Annotated in this window: 18 protein-coding genes; 6 read left to right on the top strand and 12 right to left on the bottom strand. The window is 68.0% G+C overall.

Annotated features, from left to right (window positions below):
• Positions 1-22: 22 nt before the first annotated feature.
• The 3 genes from AB0J62_RS18065 to mtrA all read right to left on the bottom strand — a co-directional run bounded on the left by AB0J62_RS18065 (position 23) and on the right by mtrA (position 4,289).
• Positions 23-1,795, bottom strand: a complete 1,773-nt coding sequence (locus AB0J62_RS18065; RefSeq protein WP_363871565.1) for an LpqB family beta-propeller domain-containing protein — start codon at positions 1,793-1,795, stop codon at positions 23-25.
• On the bottom strand, positions 1,792-3,363 hold the full coding sequence (mtrB, locus tag AB0J62_RS18060; protein WP_363872002.1) for an MtrAB system histidine kinase MtrB: 1,572 nt from the start codon (positions 3,361-3,363) through the stop codon (positions 1,792-1,794). The genes AB0J62_RS18065 and mtrB overlap by 4 nt, the downstream gene beginning before the upstream one ends.
• A 248-nt stretch (positions 3,364-3,611) precedes the next feature.
• Complete coding sequence (gene mtrA / locus AB0J62_RS18055) at positions 3,612-4,289, bottom strand: MtrAB system response regulator MtrA (protein ID WP_130445425.1); 678 nt, start codon at positions 4,287-4,289, stop codon at positions 3,612-3,614.
• A gap of 280 nt (positions 4,290-4,569) precedes the next feature.
• Between mtrA and AB0J62_RS18050 the strand changes: the two genes are divergently transcribed.
• The 5 genes from AB0J62_RS18050 to AB0J62_RS18030 are packed head-to-tail and all read left to right on the top strand — an operon-like array spanning position 4,570 to position 9,608.
• Entirely contained in the window at positions 4,570-5,580 is a 1,011-nt protein-coding gene (locus AB0J62_RS18050; protein ID WP_363871561.1) for a hypothetical protein, read from the top strand.
• Positions 5,577-6,209, top strand: a complete 633-nt coding sequence (locus tag AB0J62_RS18045) for a DUF4129 domain-containing protein (protein ID WP_363871558.1) — start codon at positions 5,577-5,579, stop codon at positions 6,207-6,209. Before AB0J62_RS18050 ends, AB0J62_RS18045 begins: the two co-directional genes overlap by 4 nt.
• Complete coding sequence (locus AB0J62_RS18040; RefSeq protein WP_363871555.1) at positions 6,206-7,348, top strand: DUF4350 domain-containing protein; 1,143 nt, start codon at positions 6,206-6,208, stop codon at positions 7,346-7,348. Before AB0J62_RS18045 ends, AB0J62_RS18040 begins: the two co-directional genes overlap by 4 nt.
• The gene (locus AB0J62_RS18035) at positions 7,345-8,316 is read left to right on the top strand and encodes a MoxR family ATPase (protein WP_363871552.1); all 972 of its coding nucleotides are present in this window, start codon (positions 7,345-7,347) and stop codon (positions 8,314-8,316) included. The genes AB0J62_RS18040 and AB0J62_RS18035 overlap by 4 nt, the downstream gene beginning before the upstream one ends.
• The gene (locus AB0J62_RS18030; RefSeq protein ID WP_363871549.1) at positions 8,316-9,608 is read left to right on the top strand and encodes a DUF58 domain-containing protein; all 1,293 of its coding nucleotides are present in this window, start codon (positions 8,316-8,318) and stop codon (positions 9,606-9,608) included. Before AB0J62_RS18035 ends, AB0J62_RS18030 begins: the two co-directional genes overlap by 1 nt.
• On the opposite strand, the gene AB0J62_RS18025 is transcribed toward AB0J62_RS18030, so the two are convergent.
• From AB0J62_RS18025 to AB0J62_RS18010, 4 genes are read right to left on the bottom strand one after another with little or no spacing between them, the layout of a single operon-like run.
• Positions 9,575-10,027 (bottom strand): hypothetical protein, encoded by a 453-nt coding sequence (locus AB0J62_RS18025; RefSeq protein WP_363871546.1) that lies wholly within the window; start codon positions 10,025-10,027, stop codon positions 9,575-9,577. The genes AB0J62_RS18030 and AB0J62_RS18025 overlap by 34 nt on opposite strands.
• The gene (locus tag AB0J62_RS18020) at positions 10,024-10,821 is read right to left on the bottom strand and encodes a VOC family protein (protein ID WP_363871543.1); all 798 of its coding nucleotides are present in this window, start codon (positions 10,819-10,821) and stop codon (positions 10,024-10,026) included. Before AB0J62_RS18020 ends, AB0J62_RS18025 begins: the two co-directional genes overlap by 4 nt.
• Positions 10,821-11,153: a metalloregulator ArsR/SmtB family transcription factor gene (locus AB0J62_RS18015; RefSeq protein ID WP_134105160.1), complete on the bottom strand. Its 333-nt coding sequence runs from the start codon at positions 11,151-11,153 to the stop codon at positions 10,821-10,823. The genes AB0J62_RS18020 and AB0J62_RS18015 overlap by 1 nt, the downstream gene beginning before the upstream one ends.
• 32 nt (positions 11,154-11,185) lie before the next feature.
• Complete coding sequence (locus AB0J62_RS18010) at positions 11,186-12,355, bottom strand: MFS transporter (protein WP_363871538.1); 1,170 nt, start codon at positions 12,353-12,355, stop codon at positions 11,186-11,188.
• A 58-nt stretch (positions 12,356-12,413) separates the two neighbouring features.
• Between AB0J62_RS18010 and AB0J62_RS18005 the strand changes: the two genes are divergently transcribed.
• Complete coding sequence (locus AB0J62_RS18005; protein ID WP_363871535.1) at positions 12,414-13,382, top strand: winged helix-turn-helix domain-containing protein; 969 nt, start codon at positions 12,414-12,416, stop codon at positions 13,380-13,382.
• Here the strand turns inward: AB0J62_RS18005 and AB0J62_RS18000 are convergent.
• The 5 genes from AB0J62_RS18000 to AB0J62_RS17980 are packed head-to-tail and all read right to left on the bottom strand — an operon-like array spanning position 13,368 to position 18,950.
• Positions 13,368-14,303, bottom strand: coding sequence for an ABC transporter ATP-binding protein (locus tag AB0J62_RS18000; protein WP_363871532.1), 936 nt, complete (start codon positions 14,301-14,303; stop codon positions 13,368-13,370). The two genes, AB0J62_RS18005 and AB0J62_RS18000, sit on opposite strands and share 15 nt — an antisense overlap.
• Before the next feature lie 3 nt (positions 14,304-14,306).
• Positions 14,307-15,248, bottom strand: a complete 942-nt coding sequence (locus AB0J62_RS17995; RefSeq protein WP_363871529.1) for an ABC transporter ATP-binding protein — start codon at positions 15,246-15,248, stop codon at positions 14,307-14,309.
• A complete protein-coding gene (locus AB0J62_RS17990) occupies positions 15,248-16,132 on the bottom strand; it encodes an ABC transporter permease (RefSeq protein ID WP_363871526.1) in 885 nt (294 codons plus the stop codon). The genes AB0J62_RS17995 and AB0J62_RS17990 overlap by 1 nt, the downstream gene beginning before the upstream one ends.
• A complete protein-coding gene (locus AB0J62_RS17985; RefSeq protein WP_363871523.1) occupies positions 16,129-17,151 on the bottom strand; it encodes an ABC transporter permease in 1,023 nt (340 codons plus the stop codon). The genes AB0J62_RS17990 and AB0J62_RS17985 overlap by 4 nt, the downstream gene beginning before the upstream one ends.
• On the bottom strand, positions 17,148-18,950 hold the full coding sequence (locus tag AB0J62_RS17980; protein ID WP_363871520.1) for an ABC transporter substrate-binding protein: 1,803 nt from the start codon (positions 18,948-18,950) through the stop codon (positions 17,148-17,150). Before AB0J62_RS17980 ends, AB0J62_RS17985 begins: the two co-directional genes overlap by 4 nt.
• Positions 18,951-19,058: the final 108 nt, after the last annotated feature.

The following is a 19,058-nucleotide window of genomic DNA, read 5'->3' as shown; positions in this document are numbered from 1 at the left end:
GGCCGCCTGCCTGTGGACAATGTCAGCCGGGGTACGTCGGGGTGATCGCCGCCGGGCCGCCGCCGACGGAGTCGGGCGAGACCCAGATCAGGTCCCGGCTGAGCCAGTGGATGCGGCCGACGTCGTCCTCGATCACCGGCAGGGTGTCCTTGTTCGGGTTCGAGGCGACGTACTGCGGCCTGAAGTCCGGCGTCGAACCGGGCAGCAGCTGCAGGCTGGAGCCGTCGGTGTTGACCAGCCAGGCCTGCCGGACCGAGTTGCTGGTCTGGTTGCTGGCTCCGATGACCACGATGCCCTGCTTGTTCCAGGCCGCGTCGGTGATGTTGTTGAGCGCCAGCCGCAGCTGACGGAGCTGTGTGAGCACCAGCTGCTTGCCACTGCCGGTGGTCTGGATCGTGCCGGTCTGCACGTAATTCTGGCCGCCGGACTTCGGTTTCATCACCAAGAGAGCGCGGACACCGTCGGGCGCCATCCGCAGGTCGAGCGGGGTGTCGCCCTTGAAGTCGACCGCGACCGAGGTCAGGTGGCCGTCGTGATCGCGGACCCGCAGCCGCGGGTGCGGGGTGGTGGCCCGGTCCAGGATCCACAGGCTGTCCTGGTTGTCGAAGCTCGGCTGCAGCGTCTGCCCCTCGACCTTGATCGGGATGGCGTTGGCATCCTTGTCGGTCGTGTCCAGCGGCCCGTACAGGACCTCGTTCCCGCTCGCGGTGACGATCGCCCCGGCTTCACCGCGCAAGCTGACCGCGAAGGACTGGGCCTTGTGTGCCCACAGCGGGCTCGAATTGAGCGGTTGGGCGGCGATCTCGGTGGCCCCGTCCATGCCGACGATCCGCTGCACCTTCTGGCGCTGCAAGCCGTACAGCTTGGTCTGGGACCCGGCCGACACCTGCGGGTCGAACTGGCTGAAGTTGGCGAACGGCAGCACGTCCGGGTCGTCCGGGAGCAGCGGTGCGCCGCCGACGGTGATCTTGGCCCGGAGGTTGAGCTGGTTGAGCGTCCAGACGATCTGAGCGGCCAGCAGCCGTCGGTCCTGGTCTCGCAGCGCGCCCGCGGTGTCGTTGAGCGCCACAGTGGCCACGCCGAAATCCACCGGCACAGACACCTGCACCTCGGTACCCGGTGGGGCCAGGGTGACCACGCCGTTGCCGAGCCGGCTGGTCGGGCCCTTCAGCAGCTCCTGGATCAGCTGCGTCGCGCCCTGGCCCGGTGAGAGGTTCTGCGGCAGGTAGACCGGGTCGGGCACCAGGATCTTCAAGCTCGGGTTGAAGAAGTACAGGTCGCGGGGTGCCAGCTTCAGGTCGACCTGGTTGCTGCCGAGGTACGCACCGGGCGGGACCGAGTCGACGCGGAACTGCCCGTCGATCTTCTTCAGCTTGAAGAAGAAGTCGGCTCGGTCGGTCGCCGCCGCGGGGATCCACTCACCGCGCTCGCCGATGGTGGCGATCTTCAAGGCGGTCAGCTTGACCCCGTCACCCACGCGGGTGAGGGACTCGGGACTCTGGTCGTAGACCACGGTCTGCGCTTCGGGCTGCCACTTCGCCGCCGCCTCCGGCGTCATGTACTGCCGAGCGACGTCGAAAGCCTGCGAGTCCGACATGGCCTCCAGGAACCCGCTCACGATCGCCATCTCGCTGACGTTCGCCCGCGGCGGCTTCGCCTCGACACCGACACCGCCCAGGTCCTGTGCGCGCCCCTGCCGTTCCCCGCTGCGGATAGTGCCCTTGGTGGGTACGGCGGCGCAGCCGGCGAGCAGTGCTACGGCGGCCAGCAGGACCACGGGCAACCTGCGCCTCACCGGTCCTCACCGCCGTTCAGCTTCTGGTACGGCGCTCCGACGTCGACGAGCTCGGTCACGACGCGGGTGGCGTCGGGCGGCCGGGGCGGCAGCGGCGAACCGGTGAGCGCCGTATCGGGCCGGCGCGGCAGGGTGAGCCGGAAGTACGCACCGTCGCCCGGCGAACCCCAGGCGTCCAGCCGACCGCCGTGCAGCCGGGCGTCCTCGAGCGCGATCGACAGTCCGAGTCCGGTGCCGCCGGTGGTCCGGGCGCGGGCCGGGTCGGCCCGCCAGAACCGGCTGAACACCATCTCCGCTTCCTCGGGGCGGAACCCGACACCGTGGTCGCGGACGGCCACGGCGGCCGCGTCCTCGTCGCACGCCGTGCTGATCCGGATCGGCAGGCCTTCGCTGTGTTCGATGGCGTTGCCGATGAGGTTGCGCAGGATCCGCTCGATCCGGCGCGAGTCCACCTTGGCGCGGCACGGCTCGCGCATGTCCAGCTGGACCTCGCAGCCCTTGCGGTGCAGCAGAGTCTCGTGGTTCTCCAGCACCCGGTTGACGATGTCGCGCAGGTCGACGTCCTCCAGGTCGAGGGCGGCAGCGCCCGCGTCGAACCTGCTGATCTCCAGCAGGTCGGCGAGCAGCTCCTCGAACCGATTGAGCTCGTTCTGCAGCAGTTCGACCGAGCGACGGCTGATCGGGTCGAACTGGTCGCGGGTCTCGTGCAGTAGGTCGGCGGCCATGCGGACGGTGGTCAGCGGTGTCCGCAGCTCGTGGGAGACGTCAGAGACGAACCGCCGCTGCAGCCGGGACAGCTCCTCCAGCCGGCGGATCTGCCGCTGCAGGTTGGAGGCCATCTTGTTGAACGACACCGCCAGGCGGGCCAGGTCGTCGGTCCCCCGGACCTGCATCCGCTCCTCGAGCTTGCCTGCCGCGAGCCGCTCAGCGATCCGCCGTGCCATCCGGACCGGCGTGACGACCTGCCGGGTGACCAGCCAGGCCACAGCACCGAGCAGCACGATCAGCAGCAGACCTGCGGTCACCAGTGCACGCTGTACGACGTCGAGGGTCTCCTGCTGCGCGGTGAGCGGGAAGAGGAAGTAGATCGCGTACCGGTCGCCGGTGGAGTTGATCCGGATCTGCGAGCCGATCACCAGTCCCGGCACGCCGGGCGCGTCGCGGTAGTTGATCTCGGTGTAGGTGTCCCACAGCTTGGAGTCGTCGCTCATCACCGAGGACGCCAGCGCCTCCGGGATCGAGTCGCTGTCGACCAGACCGGTGTAGCGGATCGCGTTGGACGCCGCCTGGTCGGTCGGGACGAGGAGGACGTCGTACAGGCCAGGGCGGTTGGAGCCGAGGACCAGCTCGGACAGCTGCTGGTTGATCGTGTTGCGGTTCGCGGCGTCGATCGTGATCGACAGCTGGGCCAGCTGCGCCCGGACTTCGGCCTGGGCGCTGGTCCGACGTGACTCGAGGACGCCGTCGGTGACCTGGCTCATCATCACCCAGCCGACCAGGATCAGGACCAGCGTCGACATCAGCAGGGTGCCGGTGACGATCCGGGCCTGGATGGAGCGGCGCCAGATGTCCGGCCAGTGCTTCGGGTGCGTCCGCCAGATCGGCTTCGGCTGGGCAGACCAGTCCGCCGCGGTGACGGTCAGTTCGAGCTCCGTCCCGCGGGACTGCGGCGCCTCCTGCTCCGGAGATGCCGCCGACTGCGCCTGCTGTGGACCAGCGTGCTGCCCGGTGTGTTGTCCGGTGTGCTGCTCGGCTACCGGGTCGGTTGCCGGGTCACCAGTGGCAGCCTGCGACTCTTGGCCGCGTCCGTACTCGATCAGTCCGCACCCGCCTTGTATCCGACCCCGCGGACCGTGACCACGATCTCCGGGTGCTCAGGGTCCTTCTCGATCTTGGAGCGCAGCCGCTGGACATGCACGTTCACCAGCCGGGTGTCGGCCGCGTGGCGGTAGCCCCAGACCTGCTCCAGCAGCACCTCGCGGGTGAACACCTGCCAGGGCTTCGACGCCAGGCAGACCAGCAGGTCGAACTCCAGCGGCGTCAGCTGGATCGTCTCACCGGCCCGCTTCACCGAGTGGCCGGCCACGTCGATGGTGAGGTCGCCGATCGTCAGCGACTCCGGACCCGGCTCGTCCATCCGGCGCAGCCGGGCCCGGATCCGGGCCACCAGCTCCTTCGGCTTGAACGGCTTCACGACGTAGTCGTCGGCGCCGGACTCCAGGCCGAGCACCACGTCCACGGTGTCGCTCTTGGCGGTCAGCATCACGATCGGCACACCGGACTCGGCCCGGATCGCCCGGCAGACGTCGATCCCGTCCATCCCGGGCAGCATCAGGTCGAGCAGCAGCAGATCGGGCTTGAACTCCCGGAATGCCGGCACCGCCTTGTCACCGGTTGCGACCAGATAGGTGTCGTAGCCCTCGTTGCGCAGCACGATGCTGAGCATCTCCGACAACGCGGTGTCGTCGTCGACGATGAGGATGCGGCCCCGCATCGTCCGGTTACCGTCTGCCACGCCCTACTCCTTGCCGCTCCGTTTGCCGATCCGTTTGCCGTCCGGTCCCGACCGATCGGTGTGCGCCCGGCGGGGTGCCAGGCCGTACGCACTACGGATAGTGTCCCATTCCCCCGGTAGTGCACACGCCGGATCGCCGTGTGACCCCCGAGTTGGGCTGTGATCATCCGGGATCATGGTGCACGGCCGGGGTTCACCACAACTCACGTGCCGGGCCGTAGGACGGTTCAGAGGCTTCATCCGGGGAGGAGGGACCGCAGTGGCCGACCAGAACATGCACCTGCACGACGACGTCGCCACCGAGCCGCTGCGGCCGTGGCTGCCGGCGGATCTGCTCGACAACGCCGCCCGGACGATCTCCGACAACAAGACGATCATGCTGGGCCTTCCGGTCCTCGCCGGGATCGCACTGGTCGCGGTGCAGGCCATGCTGACCGAGGTCGCCGTACCGGGTGGCCTTCCCGGGTTCTTCGGCGCCGACGACCCGTTCGGGCAGGCCGGTGCGGCCCTTTTGCTCACGTACGGCGTTCAGGTGGTCCTGTTCTCGGTCGTGTCGAGCATGCTGTCCGGAATCATCGCTCTGGCCGCGGTGCGGAGTCAGCTGGCGCATCGGGTCGGTCCGCGTGAACTGATGCGGCTGGTGCGACCAGCGCTCCCGGCACTGGCTGTTGTCGGTCTGATGCAGTCGCTGTCGTTCATGCTGCTGATCGGCGGCTGGGGGCTCGCAGTACTCGGCATCGGTGCCGGTGCGGACGCGGCCATCTCCTCCGACGCGGCCGGTGCGGTGGCCGTCGTGCTGATGCTGGTCGGCGGCGTCCTCGTGCTGGTCTTCGGGATCAGGCTGGTGCTGGCCGGGACCGTCGTACTGATGGAGGGCCGGCACGCGCCGGACATCGGTCTCTACATTCCCGTCCGGGTCGGTGTCTGGGGAGCGCTGCGGCGGTCCTGGCAGCTGGTGAAAGGCAAGTTCTGGCGGGTCTTCGGGATTTTGCTGTTCGGCGGGCTGGTCGTGCAGATCATCGGATACGCGCTGCAGTTCGGGATCACTTCGCTGGTTCTCACGGTCGGCTCGTGGGCCGACAGCTCTGGGGCGACGGTGGTGACCGTTGTCGTCAGTGTGGCCGTGGGGATCTTCACCCTGATGACGCTGATCGCGAGCCTGGCGTTCATGTCCGCCGTACAGGCGCTGATCTACCTGGACCTTCGGGTGCGGCGGGAAGGTCTCGACCTGTGGATGCGCCCGGCCCTGCGCTTCGGGGAGACTGCGTGATCCTCTTCCTGCAGGAGCCGCCCGTCGACATCGACAGGGAGCGTGCCGCCCGCGAGGCGGCCGAGGAGCTGTCCAAATCGACGTACCGGGACTCCGGCGGTTCGCTGATCCAGAAGGCGATCGGCAAGGTGCTGGACTGGATCGGTGGCCTCCTGAACAGCTTGACCGGCTCATCTCCGAACGGGCACGCCGGTCTGGCCATGCTGATCGCTCTGCTCGTGCTGGTGGTGCTCGTGGTCCTCTGGCGAGCCGGAGTACTGCGCACCAGCCGCAGAGTGAAGTCGCAGGCCGTTTTCGACACGGCCCGCCCCGCGAGCGCAGCGGAGTACCGTGCGCTGGCGGAGCGGGAGGCCGCGTCCGGGGACTACGCGCTGGCGATCCGCAGCCGCTTCCGTGCCTGCGTCGCGGAGCTGACCGAGCGGACCGTGCTGGACGAGCGGGCAGGACGTACGGCGTACGAGGTCGTTGCCGACGCCTCGCGGATCGCGCCCGTACTGCGGGAACCGCTGCAGCCGGCCGCGCTCGTGTTCACAGAGGTTGTCTACGGCAACCGTCCCGGGACGGCGGGGCGGTACGCCGCTGTAGTCGCTGCTGACGACGCCGCACGGACTGCGCGGGTGGCTGTATGAGCACGCCGCTCGGGCGGAGCGCGGGTGAGAGCTGGCGGGTACTACGGACGCCGCTGCTCGTGACTGGGCTGATCGTGCTCGCTGCGATCGTCATCCTGATCGCTACCTCGGCACGGACGTCAGGGCCTTTCAGTCCGGACTCCACGGACTCGGATGGGGCGCGTGCGCTCGCAGCGTTGCTGGAGAACCACGGTGTCGACGTACACAGCACGGAGACGCTGGAGGACGCTGTACAGCCTGGAGAGGGCAAGGCGCTCATCATCGGCCCGGCGGGCTCACTCGGTCGCCCTGACCTGGAGCGTATCGCTCAGGCTCGCTGGAGCCACCTGGTGCTCATCCGGCCCGGTAGTCGCGCGCTGGAGATCCTGGCGCCGGGTGTGCTGCAGACGGGCGATGTGCTGTCGTCACGCAGTCGGGAGGCCGGGTGCGACCTGCCGGCTGCCGTTCGAGCAGGCACGGTCACCGTCAGCGGGCCGACGTACAGCGCGCCGTCGGCGGCTGTCGCTTGCTACGGCGATGGCATCAGCAACACGGTGGTCCGGTTGGAGGTCGGCGACCGGATCGTCGATGTCGTTGGTACGCCGACGTCGTTTACCAATGCGCAGCTCGCCGACGACGGCAACGCGGCGTTGGCGCTCAACCTGATCGGTACGCACCAGGACCTGACCTGGTACCTGCCGCAGTTCGAGTCGACGGACACCGACACCGGTGACTCCGGTGGTGCTCCCCTGATTCCGCCGGATGTTCGCTACATCGGGTGGGCGCTGGCGTTCGCAGTACTGATCGTGGCGATCTGGCGTGGGCGGCGGCTCGGTCCGGTCGTGGCTGAGCGGCTGCCGGTGATCGTGCATGCAGCGGAGACGACAGAGGGCCGGGCTCGGCTCTACCGACGCTCACGGGCTCGGGACCGCGCGGCGGCGGCGCTGCGCGAGTCAGCGCTCGGACAGCTACACAAGGCGCACGGCATCCCACGGCGGGCCGATCCGTTGGCAGTCGTGACGACAGTGGCCGCGCGGACCGGGCGGGACCCGGTCATGCTGTACGAACTGCTCTACGGCCTGCCGCCGCTCTCTGACGCCGCTCTGATGTCTTTGTCCCATGAACTCGACGTACTGACGCAGGAGGTACGGAAACCGTGACGACTACCGAAGTCACCGCCGAACAGGCCCGGCAGGCGCTGGTTGCGCTGCGGACCGAGATCGGCAAGGCGGTGGTCGGCCAGGACACTGCGGTGACCGCACTGGTGCTCGCCCTGCTCTGCCGCGGCCACGTGCTGCTGGAGGGCGTGCCGGGTACTGCGAAGACGCTGATGGTGCGGGCGCTGTCGATGGCAATGCGGCTGAACACCAAGCGCGTGCAGTTCACCCCGGACCTGATGCCGGGTGATGTCACCGGTTCACTGGTCTACGACGCGAAGACGTCCGAGTTCGAGTTCCGTCCCGGGCCGGTGTTCACGAACATCCTGCTGGCGGACGAGATCAACCGGACGCCGCCGAAGACGCAGGCGGCGTTGCTGGAGGCAATGGAAGAGCGACAGGTCACCGTGGACGGTGAGCCGCGCAAGCTGCCCGTCCCGTTCGTCGTGGCGGCTACGCAGAACCCGGTCGAGTACGAGGGCACCTATCCGTTGCCGGAGGCCCAGCTGGACCGGTTCCTGCTCAAGGTGACGCTGGACATCCCGCCACGGGATGCTGAGATCGCAGTACTCGCTCGTCACGCGCAGGGGTTCGATCCGCGGGACCTGGAGGCGGCTGGACTACGCCCCGTTGCCGGGCCGGAGGACTTGCTGGCCGGACAGAACGCAGTACGGCGGGTTGCGGTGCGGGACGACGTACTGGCATATGTGGTGGACCTGTGTCGGGCGACGCGGCAGTCTCCGTCGCTGCAGCTCGGGGTCTCGCCGCGTGGTGCTACTGCGTTGCTGGCGGTGTCACGGGCGTGGGCGTGGCTGTCCGGGCGGGACTACGTGATTCCGGATGATGTGAAGGCCATGGCGCGTCCTTGCCTTCGGCATCGAGTCCAGGTACGTCCGGAGGCCGAGCTCGAGGGTGTGAGCGCGGACGCCGTACTGGAGAGCGTGCTCGCCACGGTGCCGGTACCGCGCTGATGGTGCTCACCGGGCGGGCTGGGGTGCTGGCTGCGGCCGGCGTGGTGTTCGTTGCCCTGGTGATGCCGTCGTGGGCTGGGGTCGGTCTGGTCGTTGCTGTTGTGCTGGTGGTGTGTGGGGTCGACATGCTGCTGGCCGGGTCGCCACGGCGGCTGCAGTTCAGCCGGGACGGGGACAACGCCGTACGGCTTGGTGAGCAGGCTGTTGTGCAGCTGCTGGTGACGAACCCGGGGCGGCGGGTGCGCGGGTGGTTGCGGGACGCCTGGCCGCCTTCGGCCGGCGTACAGGACCCGCCGCACAAGGTGGACCTGCCGTCTGGCGAGCGTCGGCGGTTGGTGACGCATCTGCTGCCGACTCGGCGTGGTGATCGGCATGCTGTGCGGGTGACTGTGCGGGCGTTCGGACCGATGGGGTTTGCGGGGCGGCAGGGGTCTCATGAGGTGCCGTGGACGGTGCGCGCTTTGCCGCCGTTCAAGAGCCGGAAGCATCTGCCTTCGCGGTTGGCGCGGTTGCGCGAGCTCGATGGCCGTACTGCGTTGTTGGTGCGCGGGCAGGGGACGGAGTTCGATTCGCTGCGGGACTACGTGCCCGGGGACGACGTACGCAGCATCGACTGGCGCGCCACGGCCCGGCGCGGGAACGTCGTACTGCGGACCTGGCGGCCGGAGCGGGATCGGCAGGTCGTCATCGTGATCGACTCCGGTCGGCTGTCTGCGGGACGAGTCGGGGATGCGCCACGGCTGGACCATGCGATGGACGCCGCGTTGCTGCTGGCCGCGTTGGCCACGCGGGCCGGGGATCGGGTTTCGTTGCTGGCTTGCGACAGCGCGGTGCGTGCCGACGTACGACGTCCTGCGCCGCAGGATGTGCTGCCCTCGTTCGTGAACGCACTGGCGAACGTCGAGGCCGAGTTGGTGCAGACCGACTTCCGCATTGTGGTGTCGCAGGTGCTGGAGCGGTTGGGTCAGCGGTCGCTCGTGGTGTTGTTGACCGGGCTGGACCCTGCTGTCATCGAGGAGTCCTTGCTGCCGGTCGTCGGGCCGCTCCTACGGCGGCACGTCGTGGTTCTGGCGTCGGTGGCCGACCCGCGGCTGACCGAACTCGAATCCAGCCGGGCGGACCTACCTGAGGTCTACGCCGCAGCATCCGCCGCCCGCACCCGCCTCGACCGAGACCGCCTAACCGCCACCCTCACCCGCGCCGGCGTCACAGTCGTCGACGAAACCCCAGACCACATCGCCCCCACCCTCGCCGACACCTACTTATCCCTGAAGAAGGCCGGCCGCCTGTAAACCCCTGGGCGCCTCTCGAGCCACTCCGGGATCCAGTGGATGATGTTGCGCCAGAAGTAGAAGGCCTTCTTGCCGCCTGGGAGTAGTGACTGTACGACGGTGACGCGGCAGCCCTCGTCGATCGCTTCGAAGTTGATCCGGGTCTCGGTGTCGTCGACCGAGCTGCGGTAGGCGAAGAGCGCGCCGGGCTGCCAGTCGGTGATCTTGCCGAGTTCGAGGACGTCGTCCGGGGGCGAGTACACCTCGAGGATGCGCCCGCCGACACCCGGCTCGATCTGCATCGCGGTCGCGCGCGCCGCGTCGAAGAAGTTGATCGGGCCGCGGACCCACCACAGGTCGATTTCCTCGGTGAACACCTTGAACGCGGTCGCCGGATCGACGCCGACCTCGATGGACGCGGTGACTGATGCTTCGGTCATGGCTGCGTCGGGCGGGCTTGCAGGAAGGTCCAGCGATGCCCCTCGAGGTCCTCGGCCTCGTACGAACGGAAGCCGTATTGATGGATCTCCTGGACGATCCTGGCGCCGTTCTCCTGGCTGTGCGCGAAGTGCGCGTCGAGGTCGTCGACGTACACCCAAGCGGCATGATCCGCGGCCGGCGTGCCCGGCTCGGTCCGCTTGAGGAGGATGATCGAGCTGGCGCCGGCGTGGAGCTCCATCCAGCTCGGTTGGCGGCCTTCTTCGGGGATGCGATCCCACGTCTCCAAGCCGAAGACGGTGTACAGCCAGCGTGCCGCGGCGGCGGGATCGTCGTACGACAAGGCGATTGCGAGCCGTCCGACCTCGCGAGGCGTCGACGGCGCGGTGTCGCGGCGCGTGACCCAGGCCGGGAACCAGTACAGGACGTTCTGCCACGAGTAGTCGGCCCTGGTGCCGCCCTCGACCAGCGCTTCGACCACGGTGACGCGCGTACCGCCCTCGATCGGGGCGAACGTGATCGTGGTTTCGGTGTCGTCGACCGAACTGCGGTACTCCAGGCGTTCACCCGGCTCCCAGGCCGTGATCACGCCGCGCTCCAGCGCGTCATCGGCGTACACCTCGAGGATGCGGCCGCCGACGCCCGGCTCGATGCGTACTTCGATCGCGCGCGCAGAGTCCCAGAAGTTGATCGGCCCGCGGACCCACCACAGGTCGATCTCCTCGGTGAAGATCTTGAACGCGGCCGGCGGCGCGACGGGTACCTCGACCGCGACCTCGACGGACTGCTCGGTCATCAGGACTCCTTCTGCTCGACGTGGCGTTTGAACGAGCCCAACTGGTCACGCCAGTGCGCCTGGACCTGATCCAGCCAGGCCTGCACGGCGACCACGGGCTCGGGATTGAGCCGGAAGACGCGAACGCGGGCATCGTCCGGCACCCGCTCATCGGCGACCAGCCCGGCCTCCAGCAGGATCCGCAGATGCCGGCTCATCGCCGGCGAGGACGCCCCCGTCGCGACCGCCAACTGCCCCGCCCGCCGCGGCCCCTCCCCCAACAACCGCACAACCTGCCGCCGCGTCGGATCCGCCAAGACCTCAAAGAACCGATCCACAGCATCTTCCGCCATACTGCAATAGTTCTACCACTTGTTAACTATTGTCAACGGCCAGAACCATGCGGAAGCTCTCGGACGTCCCTGAAGATCAAGGAACTCCAGGCCGCGGCCGCGTAGACGCACGCGGCGGCGAGAGTGACCCGCCGAGCTCCGAAGTGGTTGGCGAGGGGGCCGGCGGCAAGCAGCCCGGCCGGGATGGCGGCGTACGAGAGGAGGTCGTCGATCGATGCGAGCCGGGACAGAACTCCTCGGTCGATGTGCTCCTGGAGCGACGTGTCCCAGCTGATGCCGGAGATCGAGAAACCAGCTCCGGCGGTGAAAGCGGCGAGCAGCAACCAGCCGGGTCCGGCGCCGACGCCGAGTGCCAGGAGGGGTAACGCACCGAGAGCGCTGAAGACCTGGCCGGTCCGCAGAAGATGCCGGACGACGAGCCGATACATGAGCGCGCTCATCACCAGCAGCCCTACCCCGCGAATGCTGAGCGCGACACCCCACAGCTTCGCGCCGGTCAGTGGCGGGCCGAGGACCTGCCACGCACCCGTCTGCGCCAAGTTCATCAGCGCGGACGACAGCGTCACCGCCCACACCCACCGGATGCTCCTGAACTCCCGCCAGCCACGGCGTACGACGAGCCGCGTCGGCGAGCCGACCTCCAGCCGACCGAGCAGCACGGCGGCCAGCAGATAACTGAGCGCATCGACCGCGATCGTCGGCCCGCTGCCCACGACCGCGACGAGTACGCCCGCCACCGCCGGTCCGACGATCTTCGTGCCATTGCGAACCGAGCTGAGCAAAGCGTTGGCCTTCCGAAGCTGATCCTTCTCGACCAGTTCGGGCACCAGCCCACGAAGCGCCGGCGAGGTGAACGCGTCCAAGATCCCGTTCACCGCGCTCAATGCGCCGATCAACACCAAGCCGTAGTTGTGGGTCATCAGCAGTACTGCGACAGCCCCCTGCGTCGCCGCGCCGCCCGCGTTCGTGACGACGAGTACGGTACGCCGGGGAAAGCGATCGGCGACCGCACCGCCGACGAGGACGAAGCACAGCATCGGAACCATCCGCGCGGCGAGCACGATCCCCAACTGCGACGGATCACCGGAGGCATCGAGGACTGCAAAGGCAAGTGCGACGGGCGCCATCGAACTACCCAGCAGCGAGACCGAGCGGCCGGCCATGAAGTAGCGGAAGGCCGGACGACCAAGCGGAGAATGCACTGCGCGACAATGCGGGTTGCTCATCCGCACGGTGAAGTCTTTCGCGAGGAGGCGAAAGTTGACACTCCTCAGGCTCAGTCCCCTGGCGCTCTCCAGATCGAGATTCGCGCTGTCCCCGCTCGCCGAGACGGTCGGCGCGATCATCAGCCTCCGCCGGGCCCGACCGAATCCCTGGATGTCGGCGTGGTACGCGACTCATCAGGCATCGTTCGATCGCCGACTCAAGCGCGACCCGTTCCTGCGCGGCCTGGCCGACCTGCTCAGCCAGACGAAGTGGCTTCCCGATGGCGTGGTGCTACCGCCGACCGGAGGAATGGGTACGTCGTTGTCGGCCGAGCTCGAACCGGTCGGCGCGATGACCGACGCCGAGATCCGCGCGGCGTTCGAGGTATCGCTGCGGCACAGCTGGGTCGAACAGGATCTCCGCTGGGCCGAGGGGTCGGACCTGGGGCCGGCGCTGGCTTCCGCCGTACGCACGGTTTGGTCGCGTCACGTGGCGCCCGACTGGGCGCGTCGACGGGAGGCTCTGGAGCGCGAGGTCATGTACCGCGCGGGACTGCTCGCTGCGTACGGTTGGCCGAAGGCGGTGGAGGGGATGAGTCGTCGGAGTCGGTGGATCGGTGCCGACAGCATCCAATTCAGCGATCGTCCCGGCGCCGATCGGCACATCGGGGATGAAGGGCTCCAGTTCGTTCCGGTGACGTTGCAGAGCGGCACCTGGCTGTGTGAGAGCACGACGGCGGGTTATGCGTTGGTGTATCCGGCCCGGCGCGCGTCAGTCGAATTCCCGACCGAGGGACGGGTCGCGCTCGAACGGCTGATCGGACGTGGCCGTGCCGAGCTGTTGTCACGGCTGACTCGTCCGGGGACGGCGAGTGAATTGGCTCGAGAGCTTGGGGTCTCGCTCGGCACTGTCGGTCGGCATCTGCGGATCCTGCGCGACGCCGGTCTGATCGTCGGCCTGCGCGAAGGGCACAAGGTCGTCTACCAGGTGACTGTGCGTGGGGCGGGGTTAGCGGGGGACTAGGTGGCAGGCGACTTGGGGGGTTGGGGTGGCGGGGAGGATTTGGAGGGGTTGGGTGGTGCAGGGGTCGGTGTCTTTGCGGGTGGCTAGCAGTTGGCAGCGGGGGTGGAAGCGGCAGCCGGTGGGGATGTGGGTGGGGTCGGGGGGTTCGCCGGTGAGGATGATGCGTTGGGGGGATTCGGGGAGGACGGAGAGGAGGGCTTGGGTGTAAGGGTGTTGGGGGTTGGTGAGGATGGCGTCGGCGGGGCCGGATTCGACGATGCGGCCCAGGTACATGACAGCCACTCGGTCGGCGATGTTCCAGGCCAGGCCCAGGTCGTGGGTGACGACGAGGGCGGACAGGCCGAGGTCGTCGCGGAGGCGGAGGATGAGCGAGAGGATCTCGCCGCGGACCGAGGCGTCAAGGGAGGCGACGGGTTCGTCGGCGATCAGGACCTTGGGGTCGAGAGCGAGCGCTCCGGCGATGACGACGCGTTGGCGTTGACCGCCGGAGAGTTCGTGCGGGTAGCGGTGGAAGAAGCGTTCGGGCGGGCGCAGGCCGGCGCGCGACAGTGCCGAGGAGACGACGGATTCCTCGTCGGGAAGGCCGTGGATACGGGGGCCTTCGGCAACTGCTTCGTAGACGGTGTGGCGGGGGTTGAGGGAGCCCATCGGGTCCTGGAGGACGAGCTGCACCTGGCGCCGGAAGGCCTTCAAGGCGCGGCCGGAGTAGTTGAGCGGCGTGCCGTCGTACGCGATCTGGCCGGCGGTCGGGCGTTCCAGGCCGAGAAGAGTGCGGGCGAGGGTAGTCTTGCCGCAGCCGGATTCGCCGACGAGGGCGACGATCTCGCCGGCCCCGATGGAAAGGTTGACGCCGTCGACGGCACGGGCCCGCCGGCCACCCCGGCCGGAGAACTCGACGTGCAGATCAGTTGCCTCTAGCAAGAGTCACTCCCCTACCAGGATGCACGCGGCGCTTCGGTCGCCGACCGGACGCAACTGTACGTCGGACGTCGCGCACGTCTCGATCGCGACCGGACAACGCGGATGGAACGAGCAACCTCCCGGCAGCTCCTGCGGATCAGGTGGATCTCCGGCCAGCCCCCGCGGGGCGAGGCGCGACGCCGGGTCGCCGACCGTCGGGAACGCAGCGGCCAGCGCCCGGCTGTACGGATGACGGAAGTCGCCCGACGAAGGGCCGAGCTCGACCAAGCGCCCGGCGTACATGACGGCAAGACGGTCGCACACGTCGGCGAGGACCGACAGGTCGTGCGAGATCATCAGCAGCGAGATCCCGTGCGAGGCGATCAGGTCCCGGATGAGCGTGAGTACTTGCGCCTGGACCATCAGGTCGAGCGCTGTCGTCGGCTCGTCGGCGACGATCAGTTGCGGTGAGCAAGCGAGCGCCATCGCGATCATGACTCGTTGCCGTTGGCCACCACTCAACTCGTGTGGATAGCTGCGGGCTCGCCAGGCCGGTAGGCCCACCTGTTCGAGAAGCTCTTGCACCCGCGCAGCGGCGGCTGAGCCCGACGCCAGTCGATGAACCACGAGCGGCTCCGCGATCTGGTCGCCGATTCGTTGAACCGGGTTGAGGCCGTGCTGCGCGCCCTGGAACACGATCGACGCGGACGACCAGCGTACGGCGCGCAGCCGTCCCCACTTCATCGCGAGAACATCCTCGCCGTCGAGCAGGATGCGCCCGCCGACGACGGCTGATCGTGGCAGCAACCGCAGCAACGCCAGTGCCACGGAGGATTTCCCGGACCCCGACTCGCCCGCCAGGCCGACCGCCTCGCCCGCCGCGATCGACAACGAGACACCCCGGACAGCAGGCACCTCGCCGGACCCGATGCGGTAGTTCACGGAAAGGTCGTCCAACTCGAGCATCAGGCTCCCCCGGTTCGTAGGCGCGGGTTCAGGACGGTCTCCAGAGTCCTTCCACACAAGGTGAAAGCCATCACCACGATGACGATGCACAGACCCGGCAGCAGGATGTACCACCACGCTCCGGCAGTCGCCGCGCCCCAGTCGTACGAGCCGCGCAGCATCGTCCCCCACGACGTCTTGTTCGCGCTCACCCCGAGGAACGCCAGCGTCGATTCCGTCACGATGGCGCTCGCCACCTCCAGCGTCGTACTTGCCAAGAGCAACGGTGCGACGTTCGGCAGCACGTGCCGGGTGGTGATGTGCCAGTGCCCGCCACCGAGCGCCAGCGACCTCTCGATGTACGGGCGTGCCTCGACGGCCAGCGTCTGCGCGCGGATCAACCGCGCCGTGGACGGCCACGACGTCACCCCGATCGCCACGATGATCGTCGCCGTCGAACCGCCGAGAATCGCCGCGAGCACCAACGCGGTCACCAGCGACGGCAACACCAGGAACCAGTCGGTCACCCGCAGGATCACCGCGCCGACCCAACCACGGAAATGCCCGGCCGCGATCCCGAGCACGGTCCCGATCACCATGCTCAGCAGGGCCGCCAGGAATCCGATCAGCAGCGAGGTCCGCGAACCCCACCAGATCATCAGCAGCACGGACCGGCCCGACTCGTCCGTCCCGAGCGGATCGTCGAGGCTCGGCGGCGCCAGCTTCGCGCCGGTGCCCGACACCACGTTCGTCACGCCGGCGTCGATGAACAGCGGTGCGATCAATGCCAGGAAGACGGCGATCGCGAGAATCACCAGCCCCGCGACCCCGGCCCGGTGCGTACGGAAGTCGGCCCAGAACCGCCCGGCGGCGCGCCGTCGACGTACCCAGGTCACGTTGCTCATGCCGATCTCACCCGCGGATCCAGCAAGTGATAGATGACGTCGGCCAACGTGTTCATCAGGATCACCGAGACCGTGATCAGCAGGAACGTCCCCTGCATCAACGTGAAGTCCGGCACCCGGATCGCCTCGTAGAACAGCTGCCCGAGCCCCGGCCAACTGAAGATCGCCTCGACCGTCACGGCACCCCCGACCACGAATCCGATCCGCATGAACACCAGCGTCACCGTCGGCAGCAGCGCGTTCGGTACGGCGTGCTTGCGGCGTACGTCGTCATCGCGCAAACCCTTCGCCCGCGCCGTCGTGATGTAGTCCTGCCCGACCTCGTCGATCACCGACGACCGCATCACCAGCAGGTACTGCGCATAGACGACCGCGACGAGCGTCAGGCATGGCAGCACCATGTGTACGCCGACATCCAGCACGCCCGCGAACCCGTCGGGCTTGTCGACGCTCGAGCTGCCGCGCGTCGGGAAGACCCCGGGAATCGGCCCGATCCCGGCCGCGAACACCATCAGCAGCAACAGCCCCAGCCAGAACGTCGGAACCGACCACAGGACGAGCGAGATCGCGGTCGACACCTTGTCGAACCGGCTGCCCGGCTTCCACCCGGCGCGAGCGCCCTGCCACAGGCCGAGGCTGACCGCGATCACCAGCGCAGTACCGGTGAGCAGCAGCGTCGACCCGATCCGCTCGCCGATCAGGTCGACCACCGGCCGCTTGTACTCGTACGACACGCCGAGATCGAACTGCAGGGTCTGTTTGACGAAATGCAGGAACTGTTCGGGGATCGGCTTGTCGAGCCCGAGCCGAGCGCGTTCGAGGTCCAGTTGCTCCGGCGTCATGTTCCGGCCCTGCGCCAACGCCCTGACCGGATCGCCGGGCAGCAGGCGGAAGAGGAAGAACGTCGCGACGATCACCATCGCGATGCTGAGCAGGGCCCCGCCCGCCTTGGTCGCCGCGTAGCGCAGTAGACCGTGGCGAGCAGGGCTCCGCTCAGGAGCTTCGACCGAGACCGTCATTCGCGCTCATCGGCCGCGCCCTGACGGCGTCGCAGTACGAAGAACCCACCGATCAGTACGATGACCACGGCCGCCGCGATACCCGCGATCAGGCCGCTGCTGATCCCGCCGCTTTCGGCCGCGGCGCCGTCCTTCGACACCGCCTCCAGCGTGTAGAACGGCCAGTACCCGGACCCGCCGTACAGCAGGCCCTTGTCCTCCGGGATCGGCGTGATGCTGGCGATCCGGTCCTTGCGGTAGCCCTCGAGGTCGTTCGGGTAGTACAGCGCGATCACCGGTGCGTCGACGTACAGCCGCTCCTCCATCTTCTTGATGATGTCGGCGCGTTTGGTCCGGTCGAGCTCCTTCTGCTGCTGCAGGTACAGGCTTTCGTACTGCGGGTCGCAGTAGAAGGACTCGGTCCCGCCACCCTGGCCATTCGCGGTCGGACGCCGGCTGCACAGGTGCGTACCGAGCACCTCCTCCGGGTCCGGGTTCACCGACCAGCCACTGATCGCGATGTCGAAGAGTGCCGTCGTACCGGTCTCCTCGGTGAACTTGCTGGAGTCGAGCCGCTTGGTCGTCAGCGTGATGCCGATCTCCTTGAACCAGCCCGTCAGGTACTCCGCGAGCTTGTCCTCGATCGGCGTATCGGTGTGGATGCTGAACCGGAACTGCAGCTTGCGCGATCCGTCCGGCATCGTCCGTACGCCGTCCGGACCCTTCTTGTAGCCGGCGTCGTCAAGGATCTTGTTGGCCTTGGCGAGGTCGAACGTCACCTTCTCGGCGCCGCTCGCCTCCCAGAAGAAGTCCTTGTACAGCGGCGGAATGATCGACCCGTCCGCCGGTTTCGCGAGGCCGCCCTGCACCTCGTCAACCAGCTTCTGCTTGTCGATCGCGTAGTGCAGCGCGGTGCGGACCTTGGGGTCCTTGAGCGCCGGGTGGCCGTCGCCGATCGGCTTGTTGTCGCTGGTCGTCGCGCCGTGATTGATCTGCAGGTACGCCGCCCGCCGGCCCTGCGTGTTCCATTGGACGATGTTGTCATCGCCCTTCAACGACTCGAAGTCCGGCGGGTTCAGTCGCCCGATCAGGTCGATGTCACCCTTCTTCAGCCCGACGATCGAGGCGGCCGGGTTGTCGTAGAAGATGACCTGGAGCTCGTCGACCTTCGGCCGGCCGCGCCAATAGTCGGGGTTCGCCTCCAGCCGGACGAACTGGTCCTTCTTGTGCTCGACCGCGACGTACGGTCCGCTGCCGACGGTCGGGTACGTCTCCCCGTCGTACTTGGAGATGTCCTTGATCTTCTCCCAGACGTGCTTGGGCATGATCGGCACCGGGTTGTCCAGCATCGACGCCTGCGGGGTCTTGAGCTTGATGGTCAGCTCCTGGCCGTTCGCGCTGACGCTCTGGAAGTTCTCCACCGCCGGGCCGTTGCCGGTCTTCGCGCCGTCGTCGGTCATCATCTTGTTGAACGTCCACGCCGCGTCGTCGGCCGTGATCGGCTGACCGTCCGACCACTTCGCCTGGCGGATCTTGAACGTCCAGGTCAGCCCGTCCGGCGACGTCGTCCAGGACTCCGCGAGATCCGGACTGGGTTGCAGCGTCTTGGAATCCGGCACCGTGAGAAAGCCGTAGATCAGCCGCTGGATCGAGCCGGTGACCAGCCGCACCGCCAAGAACGGATTCATCGAGTCGACCGACTGCGTCACCCCGATCTTGATCACCTTCTTCGGCGCATCCTCCTGCTGGCCCGCGTACGCCGTACCGGGCACCACGCCCAGCAAGCACAACGCCGCCAGCCCCGCCAACAGCTTCCTCATAGCCGCCCCACCTTCCCCAGCCGGTGTTGGTGTCTGGGGAAGAAACCACACCAGCAACCACCCCTGTGTCAACAAGCTACGGACCTTTGTCACATGGAAGTAACCTTC

Origin of the sequence: Kribbella sp. NPDC049584, from assembly GCF_040675555.1 — a bacterium.
Lineage (GTDB): Bacteria > Actinomycetota > Actinomycetes > Propionibacteriales > Kribbellaceae > Kribbella.
This window is presented reverse-complemented; position numbering and strand designations above follow the sequence as displayed.